At 51.3% G+C, this 24,236-nt stretch carries 18 protein-coding genes; 1 reads left to right on the top strand and 17 read right to left on the bottom strand.

Features of this window, described 5'->3' with window-relative positions; translation table 11 throughout:
* Positions 1-272: 272 nt before the first annotated feature.
* The 11 genes from PP769_RS10690 to PP769_RS10640 form a co-directional block, all read right to left on the bottom strand.
* Entirely contained in the window at positions 273-1,931 is a 1,659-nt protein-coding gene (locus tag PP769_RS10690) for an alpha-keto acid decarboxylase family protein (protein ID WP_312640041.1), read from the bottom strand.
* Between the two features lie 305 nt (positions 1,932-2,236).
* Positions 2,237-2,536, bottom strand: a complete 300-nt coding sequence (locus PP769_RS10685) for a hypothetical protein (protein ID WP_312640040.1) — start codon at positions 2,534-2,536, stop codon at positions 2,237-2,239.
* Between the two features lie 801 nt (positions 2,537-3,337).
* Positions 3,338-4,324: an ABC transporter ATP-binding protein gene (locus PP769_RS10680; RefSeq protein WP_312640039.1), complete on the bottom strand. Its 987-nt coding sequence runs from the start codon at positions 4,322-4,324 to the stop codon at positions 3,338-3,340.
* Positions 4,325-4,396: 72 nt separating this feature from the next.
* Entirely contained in the window at positions 4,397-5,383 is a 987-nt protein-coding gene (locus PP769_RS10675; protein ID WP_312640038.1) for an ABC transporter ATP-binding protein, read from the bottom strand.
* On the bottom strand, positions 5,384-6,376 hold the full coding sequence (locus tag PP769_RS10670) for an ABC transporter permease (RefSeq protein WP_312640037.1): 993 nt from the start codon (positions 6,374-6,376) through the stop codon (positions 5,384-5,386). It lies immediately after the preceding gene.
* Between the two features lie 27 nt (positions 6,377-6,403).
* On the bottom strand, positions 6,404-7,366 hold the full coding sequence (locus PP769_RS10665) for an ABC transporter permease (protein ID WP_312640036.1): 963 nt from the start codon (positions 7,364-7,366) through the stop codon (positions 6,404-6,406).
* A gap of 41 nt (positions 7,367-7,407) precedes the next feature.
* The gene (locus PP769_RS10660; protein WP_312640035.1) at positions 7,408-9,540 is read right to left on the bottom strand and encodes an ABC transporter substrate-binding protein; all 2,133 of its coding nucleotides are present in this window, start codon (positions 9,538-9,540) and stop codon (positions 7,408-7,410) included.
* Between the two features lie 371 nt (positions 9,541-9,911).
* On the bottom strand, positions 9,912-10,220 hold the full coding sequence (locus tag PP769_RS10655; RefSeq protein WP_312640034.1) for a Rieske (2Fe-2S) protein: 309 nt from the start codon (positions 10,218-10,220) through the stop codon (positions 9,912-9,914).
* Positions 10,221-10,250: 30 nt separating this feature from the next.
* Entirely contained in the window at positions 10,251-11,147 is an 897-nt protein-coding gene (locus tag PP769_RS10650; protein WP_312640033.1) for an Mrp/NBP35 family ATP-binding protein, read from the bottom strand.
* A gap of 204 nt (positions 11,148-11,351) precedes the next feature.
* A complete protein-coding gene (locus tag PP769_RS10645) occupies positions 11,352-11,555 on the bottom strand; it encodes a hypothetical protein (protein WP_312640032.1) in 204 nt (67 codons plus the stop codon).
* A 264-nt stretch (positions 11,556-11,819) separates the two neighbouring features.
* The gene (locus tag PP769_RS10640) at positions 11,820-13,199 is read right to left on the bottom strand and encodes a sigma-54 interaction domain-containing protein (RefSeq protein ID WP_312640031.1); all 1,380 of its coding nucleotides are present in this window, start codon (positions 13,197-13,199) and stop codon (positions 11,820-11,822) included.
* Between the two features lie 340 nt (positions 13,200-13,539).
* Between PP769_RS10640 and lgt the strand changes: the two genes are divergently transcribed.
* A complete protein-coding gene (lgt, locus tag PP769_RS10635; protein WP_376753438.1) occupies positions 13,540-14,355 on the top strand; it encodes a prolipoprotein diacylglyceryl transferase in 816 nt (271 codons plus the stop codon).
* Between the two features lie 55 nt (positions 14,356-14,410).
* Here the strand turns inward: lgt and PP769_RS10630 are convergent, their stop codons facing one another.
* The 6 genes from PP769_RS10630 to PP769_RS10605 all read right to left on the bottom strand — a co-directional run bounded on the left by PP769_RS10630 (position 14,411) and on the right by PP769_RS10605 (position 24,121).
* The gene (locus tag PP769_RS10630; RefSeq protein ID WP_312640029.1) at positions 14,411-14,875 is read right to left on the bottom strand and encodes a tetratricopeptide repeat protein; all 465 of its coding nucleotides are present in this window, start codon (positions 14,873-14,875) and stop codon (positions 14,411-14,413) included.
* Between the two features lie 20 nt (positions 14,876-14,895).
* The gene (locus PP769_RS10625) at positions 14,896-18,339 is read right to left on the bottom strand and encodes a UvrD-helicase domain-containing protein (protein ID WP_312640028.1); all 3,444 of its coding nucleotides are present in this window, start codon (positions 18,337-18,339) and stop codon (positions 14,896-14,898) included.
* Positions 18,332-21,583, bottom strand: coding sequence for a PD-(D/E)XK nuclease family protein (locus tag PP769_RS10620; RefSeq protein ID WP_312640027.1), 3,252 nt, complete (start codon positions 21,581-21,583; stop codon positions 18,332-18,334). The genes PP769_RS10625 and PP769_RS10620 overlap by 8 nt, the downstream gene beginning before the upstream one ends.
* Positions 21,584-21,892: 309 nt before the next feature.
* Positions 21,893-22,177: a glutaredoxin family protein gene (locus tag PP769_RS10615; RefSeq protein ID WP_312640026.1), complete on the bottom strand. Its 285-nt coding sequence runs from the start codon at positions 22,175-22,177 to the stop codon at positions 21,893-21,895.
* 146 nt (positions 22,178-22,323) lie between these two features.
* Positions 22,324-23,001 (bottom strand): response regulator transcription factor, encoded by a 678-nt coding sequence (locus PP769_RS10610; protein ID WP_312640025.1) that lies wholly within the window; start codon positions 22,999-23,001, stop codon positions 22,324-22,326.
* Positions 22,985-24,121 carry a histidine kinase gene (locus tag PP769_RS10605; RefSeq protein WP_312640024.1) on the bottom strand — a complete coding sequence of 379 codons (1,137 nt, stop codon included), beginning with the start codon at positions 24,119-24,121 and terminating at the stop codon, positions 22,985-22,987. Before PP769_RS10605 ends, PP769_RS10610 begins: the two co-directional genes overlap by 17 nt.
* Between the last annotated feature and the right edge of the window lie 115 nt (positions 24,122-24,236).

Raw genomic sequence — 24,236 nt, 5'->3', positions numbered from 1 at the left:
AATAATTTCTGAAATCTTATTGGGGTGGGTGAGATTTCAGCATCCGTTGCTGGCCAACAGGTGGGCGCTGACGGGTGCCTACCGGCTAGGCCCAAAGGCGAACACTCCAATAAAGTGGGGGGACCTGCGGGACGCGACAAGGAATAACTTGGGCTGCCATATTGAAATCCGGCATCTATCGTATATTCACAACATTCTCAGAAAGTAAGAGTGGAGGGAAAAATAGCGGGAGAACAACCAGCTCTCTTCAAAGAACCATTAAAAAAGGAATCTCAGGTCTTTTGTCCCCCCATTCGTTTGGCCAATCGCTGGGCAACACGTTTCATGGCGGTGGATCGGTCACGAGGATCAAGCAGCACATTCAGTACATGGACTTGCTTCGGATCACCAACGGCAAGGCTCAAAGCTTGGACTAAGTCTCCGAACGTGCCCACTCGATGGCCCACGCCTCCGCCCAACACATCACAAATCTTTTCGTATTGCCATTCATGGATGTCGTTGAACGGACCTTCGAGAATTTCCCGCTCCGTCCCATAGCCGCGGTTATTCAGCACCACCACAATGGGGGCCTGCCCATAGCGAATGCAGGTGGACAATTCGGTGCCGGTCATTTGGAATGCGCCGTCACCTACTAACACAAGGGGCCTCAGTCCGGGATCGGCAAACCCCGCACCGAGAGCGGCCGGGACACTAAATCCCATGGAGGTGTAATAGGCCGGAGACAGGAAATCCGCACTTTTTCGTACACGCAGATCTGCAGCGGCAAACAGCGACTCCCCGACATCGGCAATCACCACAGTCTTCTCGTTGAGCAAACCATCCAAATATCCGAACACTTTGCGAAGGGTCACTGCCGCGTCCGGACCAGGTGGGTCAAAACGGACACTATCGCGTGGCGGGAGCGCTCGTGCAGGGAACGACGGCAATGGGGACGCCACCAGGGCTTGAATAAAATCTTCAAAACGGACGTCTTCATATTTATGATGCTTGATAGCAATGGAGTCCGCCGTCGCATGAACGGTCCGGCCTGCCGCCAGGAGCGTGGCATGTGCTTTGACGTCTTCCACATCAGTGAGCAATGTTCCTAAGGTCAGCAGACAGTCGGCATTTTCCACGAACTCCAAAATTTCTTCACGCCCCACCAGTCCGCCATACACCCCGATATTCAATGGATGGTCTTCGCGAAGGACGGACTTCCCCAGCAAGGTCGTGGCGATGGGCACATTCATATGCTCGACCAGTTCGGTCAATTGGTCCTGAAGACCGAATCGATGGATTTCGGCACCGGCCAGAATAACCGGACGTTCGGCACCGGACAGAATACCGCGAACTTCTGCAACGGCTTCTTTGAGTGCCGCCGGATCACTCTGGCAGGCCGTGACTGTCGGTGGTTTGATTGAGGCCACCTGCACGGGAGTCATCACGAGGTCTCGTGGAATCTCCAAATAGATCGGCCGCTTGAATTGCATTAAGGCCTTCAAGGCCCGGTCGATCTCCCTTTCCGCAGTATGAGGGTCATCTAACACGACGGAAGCTACCGTAATCTTTTCAAAGACATCACGCTGGGTCGAGAAATCACGGACCATGTGATGAAGGAAGGGATTATTGACTCGTTCATTCAACCCTGGTGAGCCGGAGATCAACACTACCGGCGACCGCTCGGCATACGCACAGGCAACGGCATTGACCATATTCAAACCACCCACGCAATAGGTCACACAGGCGCCGCCGATCCCATGTATACGCGCATAGGCATCCGCCGCAAAGCCCGCGCAATCTTCCCGCGTCGTTCCGATGTGCCGGATAGGCGATTCTTCAATAAGCTTAAAGAGCGTCAGCACATAATCGCCGGGAATACCAAAAATATGGTGTAGCCCCAGCTTATACAAACGATCCAGCAGAAGAGTGCCAATGGTGTAGGAGTCACTCATTATGTAACCATCCTCCTAGTCATTATATCGGAATAAATCCTAATAAAAAGAAGTGACCCACCAAATGGAATCTAGAGCAAATTTTTGAAAGCTGAGATTTAACACAGTAATTCAACCTTGGAACAGAAAAGTGAAGACTTGGTGGAAAACAAAGATGTCGCCCTGAGCTGGCGGCGAAGGATATGTGCCGAGGTGGAACCAAAGCCTAGCCAGACTCTTCGTTTCACTCAGGGCTTTGGGTCGGCTGAAAGTTCGGCATGGGGAACAGAGACCAGTTTTCAGTGGCAGTGCGTCCAATAGAATGATTAGGGTTCACCCGCCTTCCCGAGCCGTCCGAGGTGGGACTGAAGACGTTCGCTGTTTCGAAAATCGATCGGTTTTACATCATAGACTGATCGATAGGTAACTGGGCACAAGAAGGTTGCAAAAAAATCTGTGTATGCGACGTAGCCCTGATCGGTGGATTTGCCGAGGTCTTTGATTGCCATCTGTGGATTATGTCCTACCAATTGGGCCCAACCGAAGCGAAATACAAAGCTGCGGATTTTTGAAACCTTCATCATCACTTGGTTGAGCGCGCATGTCGCCTGCAGACAGTCTTCCATTGTCACCTCGCCCGATCTGGACAATCGATCGTGCTTGAGTCCGTTATAGGCTCGCCACCAAGGAAGTACACAATCTTCTGAGTCTGCCCATGGTGCGAATGGACTAAGAGGTGATGGCGTTCCCAACAGTAGCAACGATTGAGAACGTGATAGCCCTAGGACCGATTCTAGTTTATTCCTGTAGTCAGTAATATTTGCATCGTCTTTCTAAGTCGTCTTGCCATTTGCGCGTACGAAGCTTTCAGGAAGTTGGTCCCTGAGGAGAGTGTCAACTAGAGAGGCTGCTTCCAGGAGGATAGATGCCAGCCTAGGAGAGTGAACGTCCTTCAGTTGCGCGGCTTCAACAAACGGCAGAACTCGCACAACCTCGCCGAGTCGGCGCTCGATGTCCATATACCACTCGTAGGTTTGATGGACTGAAGATTCAGTGAGGTGGCTCATAAAATCTAACCATTGAGTATACAGACCGCCAAAGCATGCTAACTCGGCCTACCAACTTCTCTCTGATTTTCGTCTTGATTCATAAACTTGTCAACGCTATCCACCGCGCAATGAGGACGTGAGATAGGGTTCCATCCAAAAGAAACTAAGATAGATTCCCGATTACCAATGTCGGGAATGACGAAGAAGATAACTCCGGCCGCTTTACCTGGGCACAGATCCTTCGCTGTGAGCTCAGGATGACAACTTGGGGAGGGCTTCACCAAGTCATTATGTGTTCGTTCAATGTCTGAATAGTAAAGTCAAAAGCTTCACGCATCAGGAGGTTGAAGAGGCCGGAGACGGTTGAGAAGGAGTTTACTAAGAATACAAGTGGCACCAGACTTGGTGGCCTTTTTCGGGAGGACCGATCTGCGTCAACTTTGGTTCTACTGTTTTGCAGACATCCATCACTTCTGGACAGCGGGGATGGAATCGGCAGCCGGCGGGAGGATTTAAGGGCGACGGGACATCGCCGGGAAGGATAATGCGTTTGGGTGGGGCTGTTGGATCGGGAACCGGATTGGCGGAGAGCAGGGCCTGTGTGTAGGGATGTTTGGGTGTGGCAAAGAGATCCTCAGCAGGAGCGACTTCCGCGAACTTGCCCACATACATGACCGCAATCCGGTCTGCGAGATATTGCACCACATTGAGATCATGGGTGATGAACAAATAGGAGAGGTGAAACTCCTGCTGGAGATCGCGAAGCAGGTTCAGGATTTGCGCTTGAATGGACACGTCCAGGGCCGACACGGCTTCATCACAGACAATGAATTTTGGATTGAGCGCGAGAGCACGCGCAATGCCCACACGCTGGCGTTGGCCGCCTGAGAATTCATGCGGGTACCGTGACTGATGCTCCGGCCGCAAACCCACACGAATAAACAACTGATTCACTTGATCCTGCAGGTCCTGGCCTTTGGCGATCTGATGGATCTTGAGCGGCTCCGCTACAATGGCCCCGATGGTCATACGTGGATTGAGTGAGCTATACGGGTCCTGAAAGATGATTTGCATCCGGCGACGCGTCTGCCGTAATTCCTTCGAAGAGAGTGCCAACACATCTTTTCCCTCGAAGGTTACCGTTCCCGCAGTCGGCTCCATAAGCCGGAGAATGCTTCGTCCCACCGTTGTTTTGCCACAACCCGACTCCCCGACCAGGCCCAACGTCTCTCCCTGTTTCAGATGGAAAGTGACATCGTCGACCGCCTGGACCCATGCCGACACACGGGAAAAAAGCCCGCTCCGAACAGGAAAATATTTCTTCAATCCTGTGACTTGGAGTAAGGATGTCGTGGATTCGGTCATCAGTAACAACGAAATCTTAAAGTGGGATAAAGGATTCTTTCACAACAGAATTGGACATGAAGATCTGTCCTATCATGGCTCTTTTTTGTCATACAGCCAGCACACGGTTTCATGGGACTCTCCTACTTGCACCGTGGGCGGAGGCTGTAGAGGACAATGATCCATCACCTCCGGACAGCGTGAGGAAAAATGACAACCTACCGGATACTGTAAAGGGGACGGCACCGTTCCGGGAATCGCTTCCAGCCTGGCCTGACGTTCCCCCGGTCGAGGCAGCGATTTCAAAAGGGCGCTCGTGTAGGGATGACTGGGATTCCGGAATAATTCCTTCACCGTTGCCCGTTCGGCAATTTTACTCGCATACATGACGATGACATCCTGGGCAAATTGTGCAACCACCCCCAAATTATGAGTAATCAGGAGAATCGCCATACCCATATCCTTTTGGAGAGCCGACAGCAAGTCCAGGATTTGCGCTTGTATGGTCACATCCAGGGCTGTAGTTGGTTCGTCGGCGATCAGGAGATCAGGTTGACAGGCCAGGGCCATGGCGATCATCACACGCTGTTTCATCCCGCCCGACATTTCATGAGGGTATTGATCGAGCCGGCGCTCGGGAGCGGAAATGCGGACCTTTTCCAACAAGCTGATCACTTCTTTCCGAATGTCGCGATCCGAAAGGGTCGTATGAATTTTCAACACCTCGCCGATCTGATCGCCGATCGACATCACGGGATTCAGCGATGTCATAGGTTCCTGAAAGACCATGCCGATGGACTTTCCCCGAATCCGGCGCATGTCCTTTTCCGAAAGATCCAACAAATTTTGACCTTTAAACTGAATCGTGCCGCCAATCACACGTCCCGGAGAAGAGATCAGTCGCATAATCGAGAGAGCCGCCACGGACTTTCCACAGCCCGACTCTCCCACTAAGGCCAGCGTCTGCCCGCCTCGAATGGAAAAGCTCACATCATCGACGGCTTTGATTTCTCCTTTGTCGGTGAAGAAGGAGGTCCGGAGGTTGGACACCTGTAAGAGTGGGTGTACGCGAGATTCCATTTACCGGCTTCGCAATTTTGGATTTAAGGCCTCACGCAGGCCTTCTCCAACAAGGTTAAAGGCCAGCACGACGATAAAAATCGCCATACCCGGAATAAAGAACAACCACGGCGCATCAAAAATGAATCCTTTGCCATCCGATAGGATATTGCCCCAAGTGGCATCCGGCGGAGGAACCCCGAAGCCCAAAAAACTTAATCCGGACTCCGTCAAAATCGCGGAGGCCACGCCAATTGTAGCGGATACGAACACCGGTGCCAGGGCATTGGGCACCATATGACGAAAAATAATCCGGCCCTCCGGGATCCCTAAGGCTTTGGCTGCGGTCACATAGTCCTGTTCCCGAATGGACAAAAATTCAGCCCGGACAAACCTGGCCGTCCCCATCCAGCTAAATAATCCGATAATGATCATGATGGTGTAAATGCTGGGCGGGAGAAGGGCTACTGCTGTAAGAATGAGAAAAAATGTGGGAAAACACATCCATGCATCAGTGAATCGCATAATCAGCGTGTCCACTGTGATAAACCACAATTTGACATGCCCGTAAAAACCGGACAGGCCTCCTAACAGGATACCAATTCCCAGGGAAATTCCCACGGCCACAAATCCAATGGACAGGGACACGAAGGAACCTTGAAACATTCGGGCAAATACATCCCGCCCCAATTCGTCTGTGCCCATGAGATAGATTCCACCAAGGGGCCTATCCGTCGGAATACTGTCAGGAGAAGGTGAGGACAGCGGAGGAAGAAATTTGTCGGTGAGCCGGACAACCTCAGGATCGAAGAGTACCCACCACTCGGTAAAGGCTTTCCCGGCCAATGCCGTGAGCAACAGAAGGACGAGTATCCAAAAACCGAAGAGAGCCTGGTAATCTTTTGTGAAAATCCGAAGAAATTCCTCCCACGGCGTCTCCTGCGGGGCCAGTCCCTCTGCATCAAGCGAGACCAAATCAACATTGCGTCGATCACCGACCTTCGGATTATTCATGATTGACCCGGACCTCAACTCTCATAATTAATGTAGACGAATTCTCGGATCTACCACCGCGTAGAGAATATCGGAGATTAAGGTGCCCAATAAGGTCAGGACTGCGGCGATAAAGTTGAGCGTCATGATGATGGGAAAGTCCCGAGAAAGAATGGCTTCATAGGCTAACCGTCCCAACCCCGGCCAGGCAAAAATCTGCTCAAAAATCACCGACCCGCCAATCAACCCCGGGAGCAGAAGACCGAACATGGTCACAAACGGCAGCAGAGCATTCCCCAACGCATGCCCATAAATCACGGTATCTTCCTGAAGACCTTTCGCCCTGGCCGTCCGGACATAATCCTGGCCCAACACTTCCAGCATTTGGGATCGGACATACCGGGACAGAATGGCAATCCCGCCGATCGCCGTCATGATGGACGGAATGACCAAATGCCATACCCGATCCATCCACTGATAGGCGGGTTGGGCATGCTCCATTCCGAATGTTTTGATACTGATAACCGGCACTCCCAACCACCCCACCACCCACATTATGGCTATAAACGACAGAAAAAACCCTGGAACCGAGATAAGCGCATAGGACAAAAACACGGTGGACCGGTCATAGATTCCACCTCGATGCACCGCCCCGTAAATCCCGGTAGGAAACGCCCATGTCCACACCAGAATCGTAGCCAGGATAAATAAAGGCAAGGAATTGAGAAACCGATTCCAAATTTTCGGGAGAACCGGTTGGCTGTCCTTGAAAGATTTCAATTCGCCCGTGGCTAAATCACGAATCCAATACACATATTGCACATACAGCGGATCATCCAGGTGAAAGGCCGCCCGAATCTTGGCGATATCTTCCGGTTTCATACGGGGATTCATCGGATCCACTTCACTGGGTTCCCCGGGAGCCAAATGAATTACCGAATGGGCCAGAAAGGACACGATAATCAGCAGAACCAACCGTTGGGCGATGTTACGAATAATAAAATTCCACATGATCGATCTGCTATACAGTGAAGACCCGTGTTACCGCATTATTAAAAGTCCGGCGTCAACTCCAACTTTCGCCATTTATGGAAATAAAACGTGATGTCCCCGCTTTTGGTGGGATAAATCTTTTTAAACTGCTCTTTCCCATCCGGCCCTTTTTCGACCAGCACGATTTTCTTATCCAAGACACGTGTACTCAACGGCGCGTAGAGAAAGGTATAGGGTTGGTCCTCATGAATCAACCGATGAAGCTCATGCGTCAGTTGTCGTTGTCGATCTCTATTGTATTCCTGGCGAATCCGGACAATAAGTGCGTCGGCCCGCGGGTTATTGTACCCCACAAAATTTAATTGTTGTGGACCCGACTGACTGGAATGCCAAATCTGATAGAGATCGGGGTCAATGCCCATACTCCAGCCCAACACGACCGCATCAAAGTCTCCGGTATTCACAAAATCGTTCAGAAACACGGCCCATTCGAAGACCTGAGTATTCACTTTAACGCCGACTTTTTTCCAGGCATTCTGCGCGATGGTCATCAAGTTTTTTCTGATAGGATTCCCGTTATTTGTAATGAGATTAAACTCAAATATCTTCCCATCTTTTTCGAGCCATCCCTCCCTATTCATTTTCCATCCGGCCTTCTCAAAGATCGCGAGGGCTCCTTGAGGGTCGTAGGGAAGAGGTTGGATTGCCTGATCATACCATTCGGTATTCCGGGGATAGGGTCCGGTCGTCCGTTCACCTTCGCCATACATCAGATAGGTGATGATCTCGTCGACATTAATCGCCATCCCCAGGGCTGTCCTGATCTCCGGATCGGCAAATAACGGTTTTCGGTTGTTATAGCCAATATAGGTATAGGCAAATCCCAGGCTGCTAAACCATTGGTAGGTGGGATCGTTTTTATACCGGTCAACCTGATGAGGTTGCGCGCCATAAAAATCTATCGCGCCGGTCCGAAATTCTACTTCTTGTGTGAACAGTTCGGGAATGATGCGCATATAATACTCATGATATTCAGCCGGACCTTCCCAATAGTCCTCATACCGTCGAAGATGAATAAATTCATCTCCCTGCCATTCGATAAACTCAAAGCGCCCGCTGCCGATCGGGTGTCGATTGAATTGACTCTCTCGCATCCCGAATGTCTTTTGAGCCTCCTCCGATAATCCTCGCCCCTGTTTCTCGCGGGTTAACGCCTCGTCATTGAGAAGATGCTCGGGAAGAATCCCCATCGTCCACGCATTGATGGCCGGGGAATAGAGGCGCTTATAGATAATTTTTATTGTCGACGAATCCACAATCTCCACGGTTTTAATCGGCTCGAAGTCCGGAGTCCGTGGAGACAAATTTTTTGGATTCATAATGGCTTCATAAGTAAACTTCACATCTCCCGCATCGAACACATGCCCGTCCTGAAACTTCACCCCTTGGCGAAGATGGAACAGGATGGTGGGGTTATGCTCGCCCACGGGAAGAATATCGGGGAATTTGGCCCGCAGGGGTTTCTCCAAATCCTTGGGAACCGGTTCTTGAGGATGAATCAGTTCGTCATAAGGAAAGTGCTCAAAATACCGCTCACCAAGAACCGGCTTTAAGCGATCAAATAAATCCTGGTCCACCTCCGAAAGCGTAAATGCCACTCGTTCCGGTACGTCAATGGTCACGGAGAGTTCTTTGAGCTGAGGTTTGCCTTCCGCGTTGGGCAGCAAGAGTGAGATGGGTTCCGATCGTTGGCCGGAAGGTAATAACTCAATGGATTGCACCCTCTCCTGCAACCCCTCAATGGTTCCAGCCTTCCATGCCTGATGAATCTTCTGAAAAAGCTTGCTCCCTGTCACTTCCGTCCCATCCGGAAAACGGTGATGCGGGTTGACCAGGAGGTAGGCTCGTTCCGTAATCTGCCAATCGGTGGCTAATCGGCTCCGAAGCTTCAAGTCTTCGTCTAAATCCAGCAGCCCCTCAAACACGTGGCTCACAATATTGGAGCTGGCCGAATCCGCGTTCAAGATAGGATTGAGAATTTTGGCGTCCCCGCTGGACGCTTCAATATAGGTGACTAAGCGATCCGGGTTACCGGCAGCCTGGTGCTCATAGGTAGGAACCCAAAAATAGGATTGAACCAGAAAAAGGACTAGAGTCAACGGGATGAACAGCAAAAGACGTTTGACAAACATAGAAGTCTAAATCAACCCAACGGTGTAATGACTCAATGTTATCAAGAACCCAAAGGGGATGCTATGCCTGATTGATTGGTATCCAAAAATCATGACACCGGAGGTGAAATAAGCTCTCTGTCATTTAATATGGGGAAGGGGAAGAAACACGAGACGGCGGCCATGACCAGACATGCGGGTTAACTGTCTGATTGGATCTGACTGAGCCAAGAAAACATGATAAAAGATCGTATTGACTCATGCGGGGAATGCCACACAAGACGGAGATGTGGTCGTATGGGCCTTGTTACAACCCGCAAATCTCCCGCCATTTGTGATGTGGGATGGCCGCTCATGGCCACCGTGCCACTACAAGATGGCCTTTTCTATGTTTAGGACAGATCGACTTTCACTTCTCCATCTTCAACAACGGTCGGGTAGGATCTCACATGACTGGAGGGATTAGTCAGACAATGTCCGGTTTTCACATTGTATTCCCACCCATGCCAGGGGCAGGTCACGGTCTCCCCCTCGACATCGCCCTCACCTAAAGGACCGCCTCTATGGAGACAGGTATTATCGATGACATGGAAGGCTCCATCCACGTTAAACACGGCCAGACATTTCTCACCGGCTTCCACCACCATTCCTTTTCCCTCTTCCACTTCATCTATTTTCGCGATACGCACTAACTCCGCCATAGGTTCTCCTCGACATTAATAGGCTTTCATTTAAGATTTCTTCAAAGGATCGGTAATTTTTTTGAGTAAACTGGAAATGGAGGGGGCAGCGTCCCCATTGCCTCTTTCCGCTTGGTCGATATTGGCCGTCAGCGTTTTGGCAATCTGAAGAAAGGCCTGGGCTTGGGGCGACGAGGGATCATTGCTGACAATTGGAGTACCTCTATCTCCCCCCTCCCGGATGGCCGGATCAATCGGAATTCGTCCCAAAAATGGGATCTCAAATTTCTGAGCGGCACGTTCCCCACCGCCTGTGGAAAAAATTTCTGTCCGTTCATGGCAATGGCCACAGACAAAATAACTCATATTTTCAATCACCCCGAGCAACGGGACATTCACTTTTTTGAACATCGTCATGCCTTTTCTCACATCCTGTAGAGCCACTTCCTGCGGAGTGGTCACGGTAATCGCTCCAGTCAACGGCACTAATTGCGACAACGTTAAAGGCACATCTCCCGTCCCGGGCGGTAAATCGATCAGTAAATAATCGAGTTCCCCCCAGACCACATCACGAAAAAATTGCTGGATCGCCGAATGGACCATGGGTCCCCGCCATACCACCGGAGTGTCTTCCGGCACAAAAAATCCCATGGAAATGACTTTCACTCCCTGTCCCTCAGCAGGCAGAATTTTGTCCCCATCCTTTCCCGGCTCTTTTGACACCCCGATCATCAGAGGAATATTCGGTCCATATACATCCGCATCCATTAATCCTACCGCATAGCCTTGCTGCTTTAGCGCGACGGCCAAATTGACGGTGACCGTGGATTTGCCGACTCCGCCTTTACCACTGCTCACCGCGATAATGTGTTTCACGCCCGGCAATGGGTTGCCTTCAGGTTGATTGGGTGGGGTCGCGGGACCGGCGGGGTTTTGTTCAGCAGCCATTCAATAATCTCCTTATGTCACAGACACTCATAATAATTTTCAGATAAGCAACGCGGTCTACCATTGCCTCTTCTCACCATACCATTAGACCATGAATCAAAGAGAACCCGAAACCCTCATGGACTCAAAAGGATTTCGGGTCTCCCACCACACATGCACAATTGACTTTAGGGTTACGAAAAGAAGAACGACGGGCAGCAACACCTACCCTAGTTGCGTGGCAAACTTTTTACGCGATCGACCGATGAGGGGTTCATGATGGTGCCGACGATTTTCAGAAATCACCGGATCCAAAATTTCCCCACAGGTAATACACCGCCAACCCGAAAAATATATGGCCCCGGATTCATCAGCCACATCACCAAACTTATCTTGAATCATTATTCCCTGACAACGCGGACAATCCATATCAAGCACTCCTTCTCACAGGAAAAAAATAATAAAATCAATGCGTATCTGATTGTTTATGAAAAGCAATCCATATGCCGTAAAAAATCACGCACAAGCAACTGATAACTAAAGAATTTATATAAAGCACCCCTCTACAAACGTTTCAGAATGAAACTGACACAAATATATATCATGAATTAAATCTGTATAAGATATTGAAAATATATCATTTTAATGCAAATAGTACAATTAGGTAACAATGTAGCCCAAAATGAAACGTTTTTAAGTTGTTTGAGATATTCCAAATTGTTTGACCTTCCGCCATAAGGTCGATCGACCAATCCCTAACTGTTGAGAAGCTTCCTTCAGCCGCCAACCAGACTTTTCCAACGCCCGGCAAATGGCTTGTCGTTCCAGGGCCTCCAGTGATTCAGAGTCGGTCCATTCCCGATGTTCCCAACAATACCGATGGAGGTCGGCTGGAAGATGCTCAAATTGGATCGTATCCACTTCACAGCACACAAAGGCATGCTCAATCATATTCTGAAGTTCCCTGATATTGCCGGGAAACGGGTACCGACTGAGTGCCGCTAAACATTGCGGAGACAGGCTGACAATATGCTTGCCCATTTCGCGATTAAATTTCTCAAGAAAGTGATTCACGAGCAGGGGAATATCTCCCGGTCGCTCCCGTAGGGGGGGCAGCACAACCGGAATTACTCGTATACGAAAATACAAATCTTCTCGAAACCGTCCCTGCTGAACGGCTTCTTCCAAATTCCGATTCGTGGCCGCAACCACCCTCACATCCACCGAAACCGTATCATTGGACCCAACCCGCTCAAACTGTCCCCGCTCAAGCACTCCCAATAATTTCACTTGGGTGGCGACACTCATCTCCCCGATTTCATCAAGAAAGATCGTCCCACCATTTGCAATTTCAAACCGGCCCGGTTTATCAAAATACGCGTTGGTAAATGCCCCTTTGACATGACCGAATATTTCACTCTCCAGAATTCCCTCAGATAGACTTGAGCAATTCACCACAACGAAAGGGGCATCCTTTCTCGGGCTGTGGGCGTGTAACGCACAAGCAATTAATTCCTTGCCGGTTCCACTTTCTCCGGTGATGAGCACGGAGGATTTGGAAGCGGCGATGATCGGCAATTTCGCCATAATGTCCTGCATGCGTGGACATCGACCCACCATATTATCCAGCTTGGTCTGCTCTCCCAGCCGATGCTTAAGCTCCGACACCTCTTCCACCCTGGCACTCAACTCGCGAACCAGTGAGATATCACGGATAACTTCGATTAACCCGATCAGCTTTCCTTCCTTGTCCAATAAAAAATCAGTATTGATGCTCACCGGAATATGTACGCCATCACGTCGACGAACCATCGCTTCAAAATTCGACACCCGCTCTCCCTGAAGCGCCCGTTCCAGGACACATTCCTTAGTCGAGCAGATGTTGCTTTGGATCAGGACATCACAGGCTAAAAGTGTCCCCGCCGCATCGACGTTGTACCCGAGCATCTTCTGCATCGCCCGATTCAAAAAGGTCACACGTTTCTGCAGGTCGATCGTAATCACTCCGTCACTAATGCAATCCAGAATGATTTCCGCACCATTCGAACGAGACGATGATACCAGTTCACCCATGATGTCCATGCCTCTCGTCAAGATACCGACTTCTGATTACCACCCACACGCCTTTTCTTTCATCCGCATTTATGGTAGGAAGATAATGTGATATCTTCCGAACAATGTGACCGGACCCGTTCCTGTTAGTGTAAGGCAACCCTATTCTGCTCCACAAACCCTTGCCGATAGACATTTTGCCACATTCCAAAAAGAACGAGGTTCTCCCAACAGGCTCGCCCCTGGTGAAGCATGCGGTACGCCATCTTTCCATCTGGCTCCCAACTGAGGGTTCTCCTTTAGAAGAAGCGCAAACGTCTTCCGGGCACCTCGGTCGTAAAGTAAAGCACGTTACCGGATGATGGCCCTCGACCCTGTCTCCATTTTGGCGGACCTTGCGCGGCTCCCCTATCCGGATATCGATCCGGTCTTTTTTCGTATCGGGCCCCTGGCACTTCGATGGTATGGTCTCATGTACCTCCTGGGATTGGCAGGAGCCTATTGGCTGATCAAGTCCAGAGCCGCCACGAGGAATATCTCTCTCCCACCACAACAATTATCCGATCTTATTGTCTATGCCGCCTTTGGCGTCTTTCTCGGAGGGCGCTTGGGATATGTGTTGTTTTATAACCTCCCCTTTTATCTGGACCATCCCCTCAAAATTTTTGCGGTATGGGAAGGGGGAATGTCATTTCACGGCGGGCTGATCGGAACATGTATCGCGATCTGGATCTTTTGCAAAACCCGCGGGTTTCCTGTTTGGCCCATCGCCGACTTAGCCGCAGGAGCGGCTCCAATCGGGTTGGGCTTTGGACGGATGGGGAATTTTATCAACGGAGAATTATTCGGGCGGCCGACCGACGTCGAATGGTGCATGGTGTTCCCTCATGGCGGCCCGGAGTGCCGACACCCCTCGCAACTCTATGAGGCAGGCTTGGAAGGCCTTGCACTCTTTGCTCTTTTATGGGTTATCAACCGCCGGTCAACCCCACCGGGAACCATATTTTGGACCTTCATCTGCGGATATGGAGTCGCTCGATTTTTTGTAGAATTTTTCCGTGAACCGGATAGTCATTTAGGGTTTATCTTCCAGTGGATCACGATGGGTCAGTTACTCTGTATCCCGATGGTTGCCGTTGGCGTCTTCATGATTGTTCGGGGATACAAACAGGCATAACCCTCCCCCACTTCATGCATTCTTATCAGATTCCGAGAAATCCCCCAAAAACAGCTTAAAAACCCCTACCCCCGCCGCCTGGAGTCGCTCCCCCACCGAATCCCGGCATGACCGGAGCCGAAGTAGCTTGCGCAGGGGCATCGGGAACATTGCCATACCGTCGAAGCGGTGGGGAATTCCAAATCACCTTATCACCGGGAGCAAGGTTGGCAGCCTCAATGAAATGTTTCTTTGCTCCGGCTTGATCGCCCATTTTGTCCATGCACAACGCAAGATTATAGTGGGCTTCCGCCAGATCAGCTTGTTGTTGGACAGCAACCTGGAATTGTTGCCGTGCCGCTTCCCACCGGCCTTCGTCAAATAAGCGCTTGCCTTCGGTCATAACCTGCAACACTTGGGTTTCCACATTTGGAGGAGGGGCCAAGGCTGTCAACGGCGCTGGTTTGTCAGATGCGCACCCTCCTGCCGCCATCATAATGAAATAGACCCCAACGCATACCTTCATCCTCCAATTCTTCATCGCTCCCTCCTTCTTGTCATCTATTGTTCATGTTGAAACATATTTCCCTCGGTTCCTACATTCACCGTGACCACTTCACCGAGACGAATAAAAAAGAGTTTACACCCTTTAACCGCAGGACCCAAGCATTGGCGTGCGGCCCGCGCATAGGCCTGCGCTTGTTCCCGGTAAGTCTCCACGCGCTCCGCCACTGTGCGAGAGGATACGTGATCCGTTTTATAATCGCCAACCCACACGTCGCCATCAATTTCATAGACCACATCCATCACTCCCTCCATCACGCAGGTCCGTGGCAAAGAAGACTCATGTTGCCCGACAGGCCATGGCACCGCAAATGGAACCTCCCGACCAAGAATAGTTGCCCTCTGCAATTCCCGATACCCCGGTGAACCGAGAAAGTGATCAAAGAGCATTTCAAGTTCTCTGACTACCTCACTTTTATCCAACCCTGACTGGTCTGGTAACTGGCGTTCACAAAAATCAACGAGCGCACTCTGAACCATTTCATGCTCACGCTGAAAATTCCACCGTTGAAGCACTCGATGCATCAAAATTCCGAGACGCTGACCGGTGCCACGTGAACTTTGCCCCCTCTTTCCCCTCTCCTGGGCTGATTTCGCCTGATGCAGCATGGAGGGATTGACATAAGCCTCCGCCTGATTGGTCTTTTGCCATCTCATTTCACGTGTGTCCCACTGTGGCATCGATATCACCACCTCACCGCTACCTTCAGGATCAGAATGATGCTGTGCGGGCTTCCATGATTTCAACACCGCGGGCGTCACGACGGTGTGAGAGATGGAGAATCCTCCCACCCGCACAATATCCAGGTCTGGATTCCCTAATTCTCCTTCAACAATCCCCTGGATAAGACTCAAAAGGCTCTCCCCACCCACTTTCGGGAGTATGCCCCCTGATAAGATTAAGCGCTCCCTGGCCCTGGTCATTCCCACATATAGCAGACGTCGCTGTTCGGCGGCTTCCCGAATCCGTTGTTTTTCCCACAGAGGCACCTGGCCTGTATTCCAGATAGGAGGCAATGTACAACCGTACAAGCCGCTAATCCAGTCAAATGTAATCTGTGCCCCGCGATCCAGTCCTGTAACTTTCTGATGCAACCCGGGTAACATCACCACGGGGAACTCGAGTCCTTTGGCCTTATGAATCGTTAGGACACGCACCGCGTCTAACGTCTCTTCGGCCAATGGAGCCTCAGGCTCTGCAGGATGGGTCATGAGGGAATGAACCAATCGCTCCACCCAGGCAGAAAACGATAGAGAAGGAATGGCCGCCTGTTCACTCATCAGGTCACGAAGCTTCCAGACATTCACCACCGCCTGCTCACCATGGCTCGAGGCGGCGGCCAATTCCACGAGAGGAAGTTGTTGAAACAGGTGATCAAGCAATTCCGGAAGAGGGAGTCGATTTGCCTGGGCATGAAGCCAGGCCAGCCGCTGGAAAAGGCCCTGAATGACTGCCTGCTGTGAATTTGCCCATGCATCAAGTCTTTGAGCCTGCCGGATATCCAACGGGCCAAGTTTCATCACATCCATAATCTCCCGATCCGTCAGCCCGCCTAACGAAGAACGGAGAATGCCCACAAGGGCCAGAGCATCGGTGGGGTCATCCAGGACGCGAAGCACATTCACCACATCAATCACTTCCTGACGCCGGTAAAAATGCCGCTCACCATCGGCCATGCAAGGAATGTTGTGGCGCTGCAACGCTTCAAGATACACCTGCGCATTGGTAAACTTTCTTAACAACACCGCGACGTGCCCGGGACGTAAGGAGGTTCTCACTCCCTTCTCCATGACCCACTGGCTTCCCGGCAGCAATTGTTCCTCAATCCACCCCGCTAACCATTCGGCTTCCACCCGTGTGGCCCGCTCAGCATCCCATTCGTCCTCCCCTTGAGGATTGGCCATCACACAGACTTCCATTCCTGTCGAGCCGGAGCCCGGCTCTCGCATCCGTCCAACCGCCAGGGGGACATTGGGGGGTTGGACATTGGCTTGTGGAATGAATAACCGGTCAAACACCGCATTGACGGCTTCAAGAATGGCCCCATCACTACGAAAATTGGTCAGAAGAGTACACACGATCCCTCCATCATGCGTCACTTTGTTCACGACCTGATCAAACGCCTCGATATCAGCTCGCCGAAAGGCATAGATCGATTGTTTGGGATCACCAACAATAAACAGCTTCCCCGGCATAAGCCGGATATCCCGCCAAATCCTCCCGCACTCATTTGGGCCTTCACCCAGATAAAGTAAAATTTCATATTGAACCGGATCAGTATCCTGAAACTCATCAACCATTATGGCCGCATAGGTCTTCTTCAATTGCTCTCTGACCATGGGATGATCCCGTAGGAGATCTCTGACCCGGATCAAGAGCCCATCAAATCGAATCCATCCCTTCGCCGAAAAACTTTGGCGAACTCGTTCGGCAAAGGGCCCAAGCACATCAAGGACCTTTCCCAACAGGGCTTCATTGACCTGCAACAGCTGTTGCGCAGCTTGAATCGCCAGCCTGGCATTTTGAAAATCCGACGCATCCCACTCTCCCGGGGCCTTACCAATGGTGGAATCAACCAGGGCTTTCTCTTCACCAGACAAATTGAAGTTCATTGGTGACTCCCCATACCCCACTCGATCAAACACACGTTCAGCAAGAGATAAGAGCTTCTCAATTTTTCGAGGTTTGGCGCGATCGTATTTCGTCAGCAATAATCGGACCTGATGCTGTTTACTCTGTAGCCACTTCCGAAAGGCCGGCGAGAAACCTTCGGCACACACTTGCTGATCCAATTCAGGAATAGAAATCTGATCCTGACAGAGCGAAAAGGCAAAGGATCGAATTTCATGCAAACCCATGTGATTGAGCAAGTCCTGCCACTGGGCATGCGCCGAACCTTGCCCACCTAATTCCTGTTCAAGCCAGGCATCCCACGCATTTTGAAATGTCTCAAGAAATTGAATCCCTTCATCCTCATGGAAATGCGGATCGACCCTGGCTTCTAAGGGATACAGACGAAGGACATGAGCCGCAAAACTATGGAGCGTGGCAATTTGCGATTTCTCCAGATCACGCAAGGCGACTTGAAGTCTCCCTTTCACATGCGCCGTGGACACATGATAGCGTTGTTTGAACTCCTCCAGGTCTGTGCTCTCGGAACCCACACTTCCGGCTTCCGCCTCACAATCAGCCAGCAGCGCATGCAACCGGTCCCGAAGCCGCGCTTTCATTTCATTCGCAGCTTTATTCGTGAAGGTCAGAGCCAACATGTCGGTCAGGCGTAACGGGTGAGGCTCCCTCAGAAGCGCATGAATTAGTCGATTCACCAACAGCGTTGTTTTACCCGTCCCGGCCCCGGCCAGCACAACCACATTACGATCAAACGTGGTTTCCGCCATCAGTCGCGCATCGGCATCGGGAAGACGCTCGAGATTACTCATGGGTGGCCCGTTGCTTTCGCCCTTGCCGAAATTCCTTCGCCAAGGGAATTCCATACGCCCTCACCCACGATGGATGATGCTGAAACCGACAGGCCACCGACCACGAGCAGTCACGACAATAGGAACCAGGTAGAACAAAGAACTGCCCGGTGCGTATGCCTTCGATCCAACGACGAATAGTCCGCAATAATTGATCACCCGTTGGCGTTGCCCAGATCGAACTGTGAAACGATGAGAACGTGAGAGGCGCAGATTGCAATGGACGGATAAACCGGAATTCCACGGAATGCATCGCAGGATGTGGCGACATTATTTCTTTGGAATGCTCTCCGGGATGGCCGGCCAGGCTCAAGGTAGACATCAGTGAATATAAAGGAGGTTGTAACCGTCGACCACGCAAGGCTTCATTGACGAGATCGGGGTGTTCTGTTCGAGTCGCCAAACCACCCGCAAATTTATAATCCACAATACGAGTCCTTGGGCCATCGGACTGCCGGTCCACGCGATCCACTCGTCCATGAATTTTCAGCAAGGTCGAGCCTCCCGGCACCCCGTCGACAATCTCTCCCTCGGCCCCTATCTCACAATCCACCGGCACCATGGCCTGATCGACGTACTCCTCTTGGTCATGCTCGATCATCGCAAATACCACAGCACCTAATTGCGTTTTCATTCTTTCCCACAGGACCACATACCCTTTTCCGTAGTGTGTCGCATATTTATCGCATACCTGATTAATGGTCGAGGCGATCAAGGAAGAGAGATGATCGGACTCTATCGAAGAGACCGGCCATTTATGATCGATGAGATAGCGATAGACGTGTCGAAGAATGGCATGCCCCAACTCTCCCCAAACCCGACTAGGCATTTCCCGCGAAATGGCCTCTCGAACATTCCGTGTATGCAGAGCATGATCCATCCAATACCGGAAAGGACATTGAGCATAGTGTTCCAACGCTGACGGTGACAATCCTCGGGACAAGAGCTCCTGCCAATGAGTCCCTTCGACGGCCATGATCCCATCATACGATCCCGCGCCTGTGGACGTTCTTTCAAGAGCAGCCACCGCTTTGAGTCCATGGCGTAGCAATTTCCACCAGAACGATGGCCCCAAAGAATCTGTTTGGATCGCCCGCCCCTGAAGCAGATACCGCAGGCGCGCTTCCTGTCCGGTCTCTTCACCAGGAGAAAAGTATGGAATTCTCACCCGTTCAGCCACACGCAATGGCACACTGATCTCCGACTCAGAACAGCCCGGGACATTTTTCACGCATTCGTTTAGGAGAGGAGACGGCAACAGCGGACGCCCCTTGTGGTCGGAACGTTGATAGACGAGATACACCCGGTCACGGGCTGAGTGCCGAAGCAACGCAAACAACAAAGACTCTTCATCAAATCCATGCAATTTTTCATCAATTTTATATCCAAGGCTTTCCGCCAACACCCTTCGATCCCCGTCACGCAAAAATGCATCCTCCCGAACCACACGTGGAAAGACCTGATCATTCATTCCGAGAATAAACACAGTTCTAAAGGCATGGCCTCGCGCCGCCATAGCATCGAATACCTGCACGCCTAAGGGGCTTTGTCCCGGGACAGGCATTCTTGTCCCTTCCAAGGCTCCTCGAAACACCTCCACCCATGCCCCCCAGGTCACCTGAGTACCGACCCGATCCAGTTGCTTTAACTGCGTCATGACCTGTTCGAATGCTTGTGCAAGGCCTGCCTGATGGGCCTGATCACGCTCTTCCTTTCGAGATGATGTCTTTTCTTGAAGCAAGGAGAGATGCGTATTCACGAGTGCTTCAAACGCGAGGGTCAGTTCACTAATCGGGCCTGATTCCGGAAGAGCCTGGCAATCGGCGATCAGGCGGCCCACGACGTCCGCGCACTGTTGTATAGCCACAGACGCCTCTTCCAGAGGCAATCCGACCTTCCGCTGCCAGTCACCAATTGCTTCCGGGTCATTCGCGACAGCTGCAAGACGTTCCCAATCGTCCCGACCTTGCATAAGACGCCAATGACGAATGGCCTGGCTCCAGATTGGCTTTTGTTCATGGGTGGAACATCCGTTGACCGACGGGCTTCGATAATAGGGAGAAGTCACGACATTCAGCAGGGCCTGCCAGGGATACCCCTCTTCCCTCAAGCCGGCAAGCTGCCACCAAATCTTAGCGACCGGTTCTTCCAACAGAGGCAAAGTCGCTGTGGTGGAAAAGGGAATTCGATGCTCCTCAAATACCCGCCGCAGAAATAGCCCATATGGATCGAGAGTTCTGGCCACCACCCCAATCTCATGAAAGGTGTGCCCTGTCGTTTCCACCGCATGCAGAATGGCTTTGCAGGTAAAAACCAGTTCCCCTTGGCTCCCAATCACATTTACCACCTGCACGGACGGGGATGATTCCGTCCGATTCGCTGATTCCAACGGTTCGTGCCTAACCTGAAGAGGCTGGTACACCACTCCGGCTTTTAATAAATGTCGATCGAGAAATCGTTGGGCAAATTGATAGGCAGGTTGATCGGTAAGGGGAAAGAACACCTTCACGGAATTCGTACGAGCCACTTCTTCTAACAGCGAAAGCTGAACTTGCGTGATGTCGTAAAAGCCGTAATAGATGACCGTCGAGAGTCTGGCAACAAACGGTGACGCCGCTACCCAGGGAATCACCGAATTGGCCAAATCTTCCGGCAATCCCACCCCTAATTGTCGGCTCACATTCACGATGGCCTCCTGAAGTTTCAGTAAGCCAGCGAGGCGAGTGACCGCAATCTCGTCGAACAGCCCCTCTTCCACCGCACGGAGAGCCAGGCGTGGCTCAACTTGCGCTTCAAGCAAATCCCGAATGCTCCGCCACACGGCCTGTCTGAGACCTGATGAACCTTGCAGATCGGCAAAGGGTCCGACAGTTTGCCCACTCTTTTCCAAAAGTACGGCTAGAAGGTATTCATAGAAAAAGTCGCCGACAAGTTCGAACGAAGACACCTCCGCTTCCAGCGAACCCAATGCCGCTTGCTCGGCATGAAGATGGAGAGCGAACTGATGGAACGTCAGAACATGGAGATTGAAGAGCGCACAGGAATGTTCGGCGCACAATAACCACTGAAGCCTTCTTCGCAATGAATCCGAAGGCACAAGAATGGCCAGCGGCGCGCGGGAATCGGCCGATTTGATCTGCAGGACCGTTTCGACAAGAGCTGATTCGAGGTGAGGAGAGAATGGGCCGCTGACAAGCGTGAACATCCGGACTTTTACATTCGATCGGAGGCAGGCGACAAGACCAATCCGGCCGATTTCTAGCCGGTTTCCGGTCCTATGAGCTCGCCATTACAATCAGGGCAACTCCAATCCCCGTCAATCAGGGACATGGGATCACCACAGAAGGAACATTCCGGTGGAGGTCCGGAAGGAACCCTGGGAAGGACGGGCAACTCAATATCTAATTCTATTTCGTCTTCATCTTCATTGGGCATGTGAGAACCTCGTGTATCCTTCGCGGCGGATATCTCCGCAGAAAATGTATAAGAGAAGCTATGCGAAAAAGTCCTGAGATTATTCCTCAGTTTCCTCTTTTTTAGGTTTTGGCTTCGCCTTCGCTTGCAGCGCCTTCTCCGCACTCTCCCGCGGTGGAACCCCGATAAAGGTCAACCGTCCATTGATCAGGGTTGCGGGAACGGCACGAATAGCATGTCGTTCCGCAAGTTCTTGACCGGCCTCCGATGTAATATCAATCTCTCGGTAACTGAAACTATATTTAACCCGCATGCCCTTCCAGAGCGTTTTCGCATTTGGGCAGGCCGAACAGGATTTGGACACCAACAAGGTCACATTCGCCATTGCATTCACTCCTCCTTGATAAACTTCTTTATGTCATGTTAGCACTGACGAAAATAGGCGGGCAAGGTAAAACGAAGAAACGGCGGATTCACGCGCCACAAAAGGACGACGTAAAAGAAGCCAACAGGATGGACGTGCGGCGCGGTTTACATCTTGCGAGGTTCGAGTTCGATGATGCCTTTACGAATGGCCAGGATGGCCGCCTGGGTTCGATCAAACACATGCAATTTATGAAAGATATTGCGGACGTGATTTTTGACCGTCTTTTCACTGAGATCCAGGACGTTCGCAATTTCCTTATTTGTTTTTCCATCCGCCACTAATTGCAACACGGTGATTTCACGGTCGGTAAGATCGTGTTCCAAAATTCCCCGTTTTTTGCCTTTGCCTTCAGACAACAACGAAAACTCGACCAGAATTTTACTGGCAACCGATGGATGAATAAGAGACTCGCCACGGGCAATAGTCCGAATAGCAGCCACAATTTGCGCCGAATCACTATCTTTAAGTAAATACCCTGTGGCTCCGGCTCGCACCAGATCGAAAATGTATTGCTGTTCTTCGTACATCGTCAGGGCCACCACCCCGATGTGAGGAAATTCCCGCTTAATAATTCGCGTGGCTTCCACCCCCGTCATGCCCGGCATACTGACATCCATGAGAATCACATCCGGCATAAGCAGTCGGGTTTGTTCGACAGCCTCTCCGCCATCTTTCGCTTCCCCCACGACCTGGATATCGTCCTTAGTTTCCAGAATCGCACATAACCCTTCACGGACCACCCGATGATCATCAACAATGAGGACTTTAGTCGTTTTGGGCATAAGGCACCTTTTCCTTTAATACCAGAGGAATGAAAATTTCAACCTTCGTGCCGGTGCCGGGTTTCGACACCCACTGCACGTTTCCGCCTAACATTCTCGCCCGTTCCGTCATACTTCTAACTCCGAAATGATCCCATTTTTCAGGATTCTGCCCCTCTGCCTTGACGTCAAAGCCCTGGCCATTATCAGTAACGGTGGCTTTCAAGACATCTTTCTTAAGCGCGACTTTTACAATCACCTTGGTAGCTCCGGCATGTTTGGCCACATTGCTTAATGCTTCCTGGACCATGCGAAAAACAAAGACTTTCGCCTTCGGATCAAGGTGGGATTCATCCCCACTCCCTTCAAACTCAGTCCGTATCCGGTGCTCCCTTTCATAGGCCTTCAGATAATTTGACAATGCGGGAATAAAGGCTAAATGATCATATTGCCCCGGGCGAAGGTTATAGACCACCTCCCTGGCCTCCTGAATGGCATGCTTCAATTGCACGGTCGTCTGGTTGAGCATCGTCAAACACTTGGGGGGATCCTCTGCCACCAATTCACGGACACGCTCCATCTTCAGGCTCACTCCCACCAGGGTTTGCACTAACCCATCATGGATCTCACAGGCAATGCGCGTCCGCTCCTCATCCACCGCCCCTTCGGCTTCCTCTTTGACATACAAACGAAACAGCGATTGATACCGGGTGAGGGTATTTTCGATTTCGGCAGACGCCCGGATTCGGGCTTCAATCAATTGCCACATAAACTTGGCGCTCGCGCCCCCCACCAACGCCAAGTGTGGGGCATGCGACTCAAGCAGGGTTTTCTCCACATCGGGATCGCCCGTTACGTCAATTACCAGATCCACATCTTTGATCTTGAGCAAATCTTGATAGCGGCGAAGAACAGGAATCCCGATTTTTTTTGCGAGTCGAACGCCCATGGTGTGCGGACGGATTTCACTCAACCCTACCACGGTCACCAAGGGATCCTCCGCAAAAATTTCCATAAGTGCGGTACCACCATGCCCCCCACCAATAATCGCCACCCGGCTGGAGGTCACTTTTGCTTTTGATCGCCGGGGACTACGCTTGGTGAGGCGTGGGGAACGGGCGGAGGGTTTGGGGGATGGCATAGATACCCACTTTCATGATCGGAATAGGTGGAAGATCTTTTCGAAGAGAAAATTCCTACCCTTGTCACGTTATGGTGCGGACAAAACAGGGGGACTCGCTCACCGCCACAGACAA

The sequence above is a fragment of the Candidatus Nitrospira allomarina genome, from assembly GCF_032050975.1.
Lineage (GTDB): Bacteria > Nitrospirota > Nitrospiria > Nitrospirales > UBA8639 > Nitrospira_E > Nitrospira_E allomarina.
This window is presented reverse-complemented; position numbering and strand designations above follow the sequence as displayed.

Bases quoted from the DNA above. Each gene is read 5' to 3' on its own strand.
- PP769_RS10630 (WP_312640029.1), bottom strand. From the start codon at position 14,875: ATGAAGAATTGGAGGATGAAGGTATGCGTTGGGGTCTATTTCATTATG.
- PP769_RS10655 (WP_312640034.1), bottom strand. From the start codon at position 10,220: ATGGCGGAGTTAGTGCGTATCGCGAAAATAGATGAAGTGGAAGAGGGA.
- PP769_RS10685 (WP_312640040.1), bottom strand. From the start codon at position 2,536: ATGGAAGACTGTCTGCAGGCGACATGCGCGCTCAACCAAGTGATGATG.
- PP769_RS10665 (WP_312640036.1), bottom strand. From the start codon at position 7,366: ATGTGGAATTTTATTATTCGTAACATCGCCCAACGGTTGGTTCTGCTG.
- PP769_RS10670 (WP_312640037.1), bottom strand. From the start codon at position 6,376: ATGAATAATCCGAAGGTCGGTGATCGACGCAATGTTGATTTGGTCTCG.
- PP769_RS10640 (WP_312640031.1), bottom strand. From the start codon at position 13,199: ATGGGTGAACTGGTATCATCGTCTCGTTCGAATGGTGCGGAAATCATT.
- PP769_RS10610 (WP_312640025.1), bottom strand. From the start codon at position 23,001: ATGCCCAAAACGACTAAAGTCCTCATTGTTGATGATCATCGGGTGGTC.
- PP769_RS10660 (WP_312640035.1), bottom strand. From the start codon at position 9,540: ATGTTTGTCAAACGTCTTTTGCTGTTCATCCCGTTGACTCTAGTCCTT.
- PP769_RS10615 (WP_312640026.1), bottom strand. From the start codon at position 22,177: ATGGCGAATGTGACCTTGTTGGTGTCCAAATCCTGTTCGGCCTGCCCA.
- PP769_RS10690 (WP_312640041.1), bottom strand. From the start codon at position 1,931: ATGAGTGACTCCTACACCATTGGCACTCTTCTGCTGGATCGTTTGTAT.
- PP769_RS10605 (WP_312640024.1), bottom strand. From the start codon at position 24,121: ATGCCATCCCCCAAACCCTCCGCCCGTTCCCCACGCCTCACCAAGCGT.
- PP769_RS10620 (WP_312640027.1), bottom strand. From the start codon at position 21,583: ATGTTCACGCTTGTCAGCGGCCCATTCTCTCCTCACCTCGAATCAGCT.
- PP769_RS10625 (WP_312640028.1), bottom strand. From the start codon at position 18,339: ATGAGTAATCTCGAGCGTCTTCCCGATGCCGATGCGCGACTGATGGCG.
- lgt (WP_376753438.1), top strand. From the start codon at position 13,540: ATGGCCCTCGACCCTGTCTCCATTTTGGCGGACCTTGCGCGGCTCCCC.
- PP769_RS10675 (WP_312640038.1), bottom strand. From the start codon at position 5,383: ATGGAATCTCGCGTACACCCACTCTTACAGGTGTCCAACCTCCGGACC.
- PP769_RS10680 (WP_312640039.1), bottom strand. From the start codon at position 4,324: ATGACCGAATCCACGACATCCTTACTCCAAGTCACAGGATTGAAGAAA.
- PP769_RS10645 (WP_312640032.1), bottom strand. From the start codon at position 11,555: ATGGATTGTCCGCGTTGTCAGGGAATAATGATTCAAGATAAGTTTGGT.
- PP769_RS10650 (WP_312640033.1), bottom strand. From the start codon at position 11,147: ATGGCTGCTGAACAAAACCCCGCCGGTCCCGCGACCCCACCCAATCAA.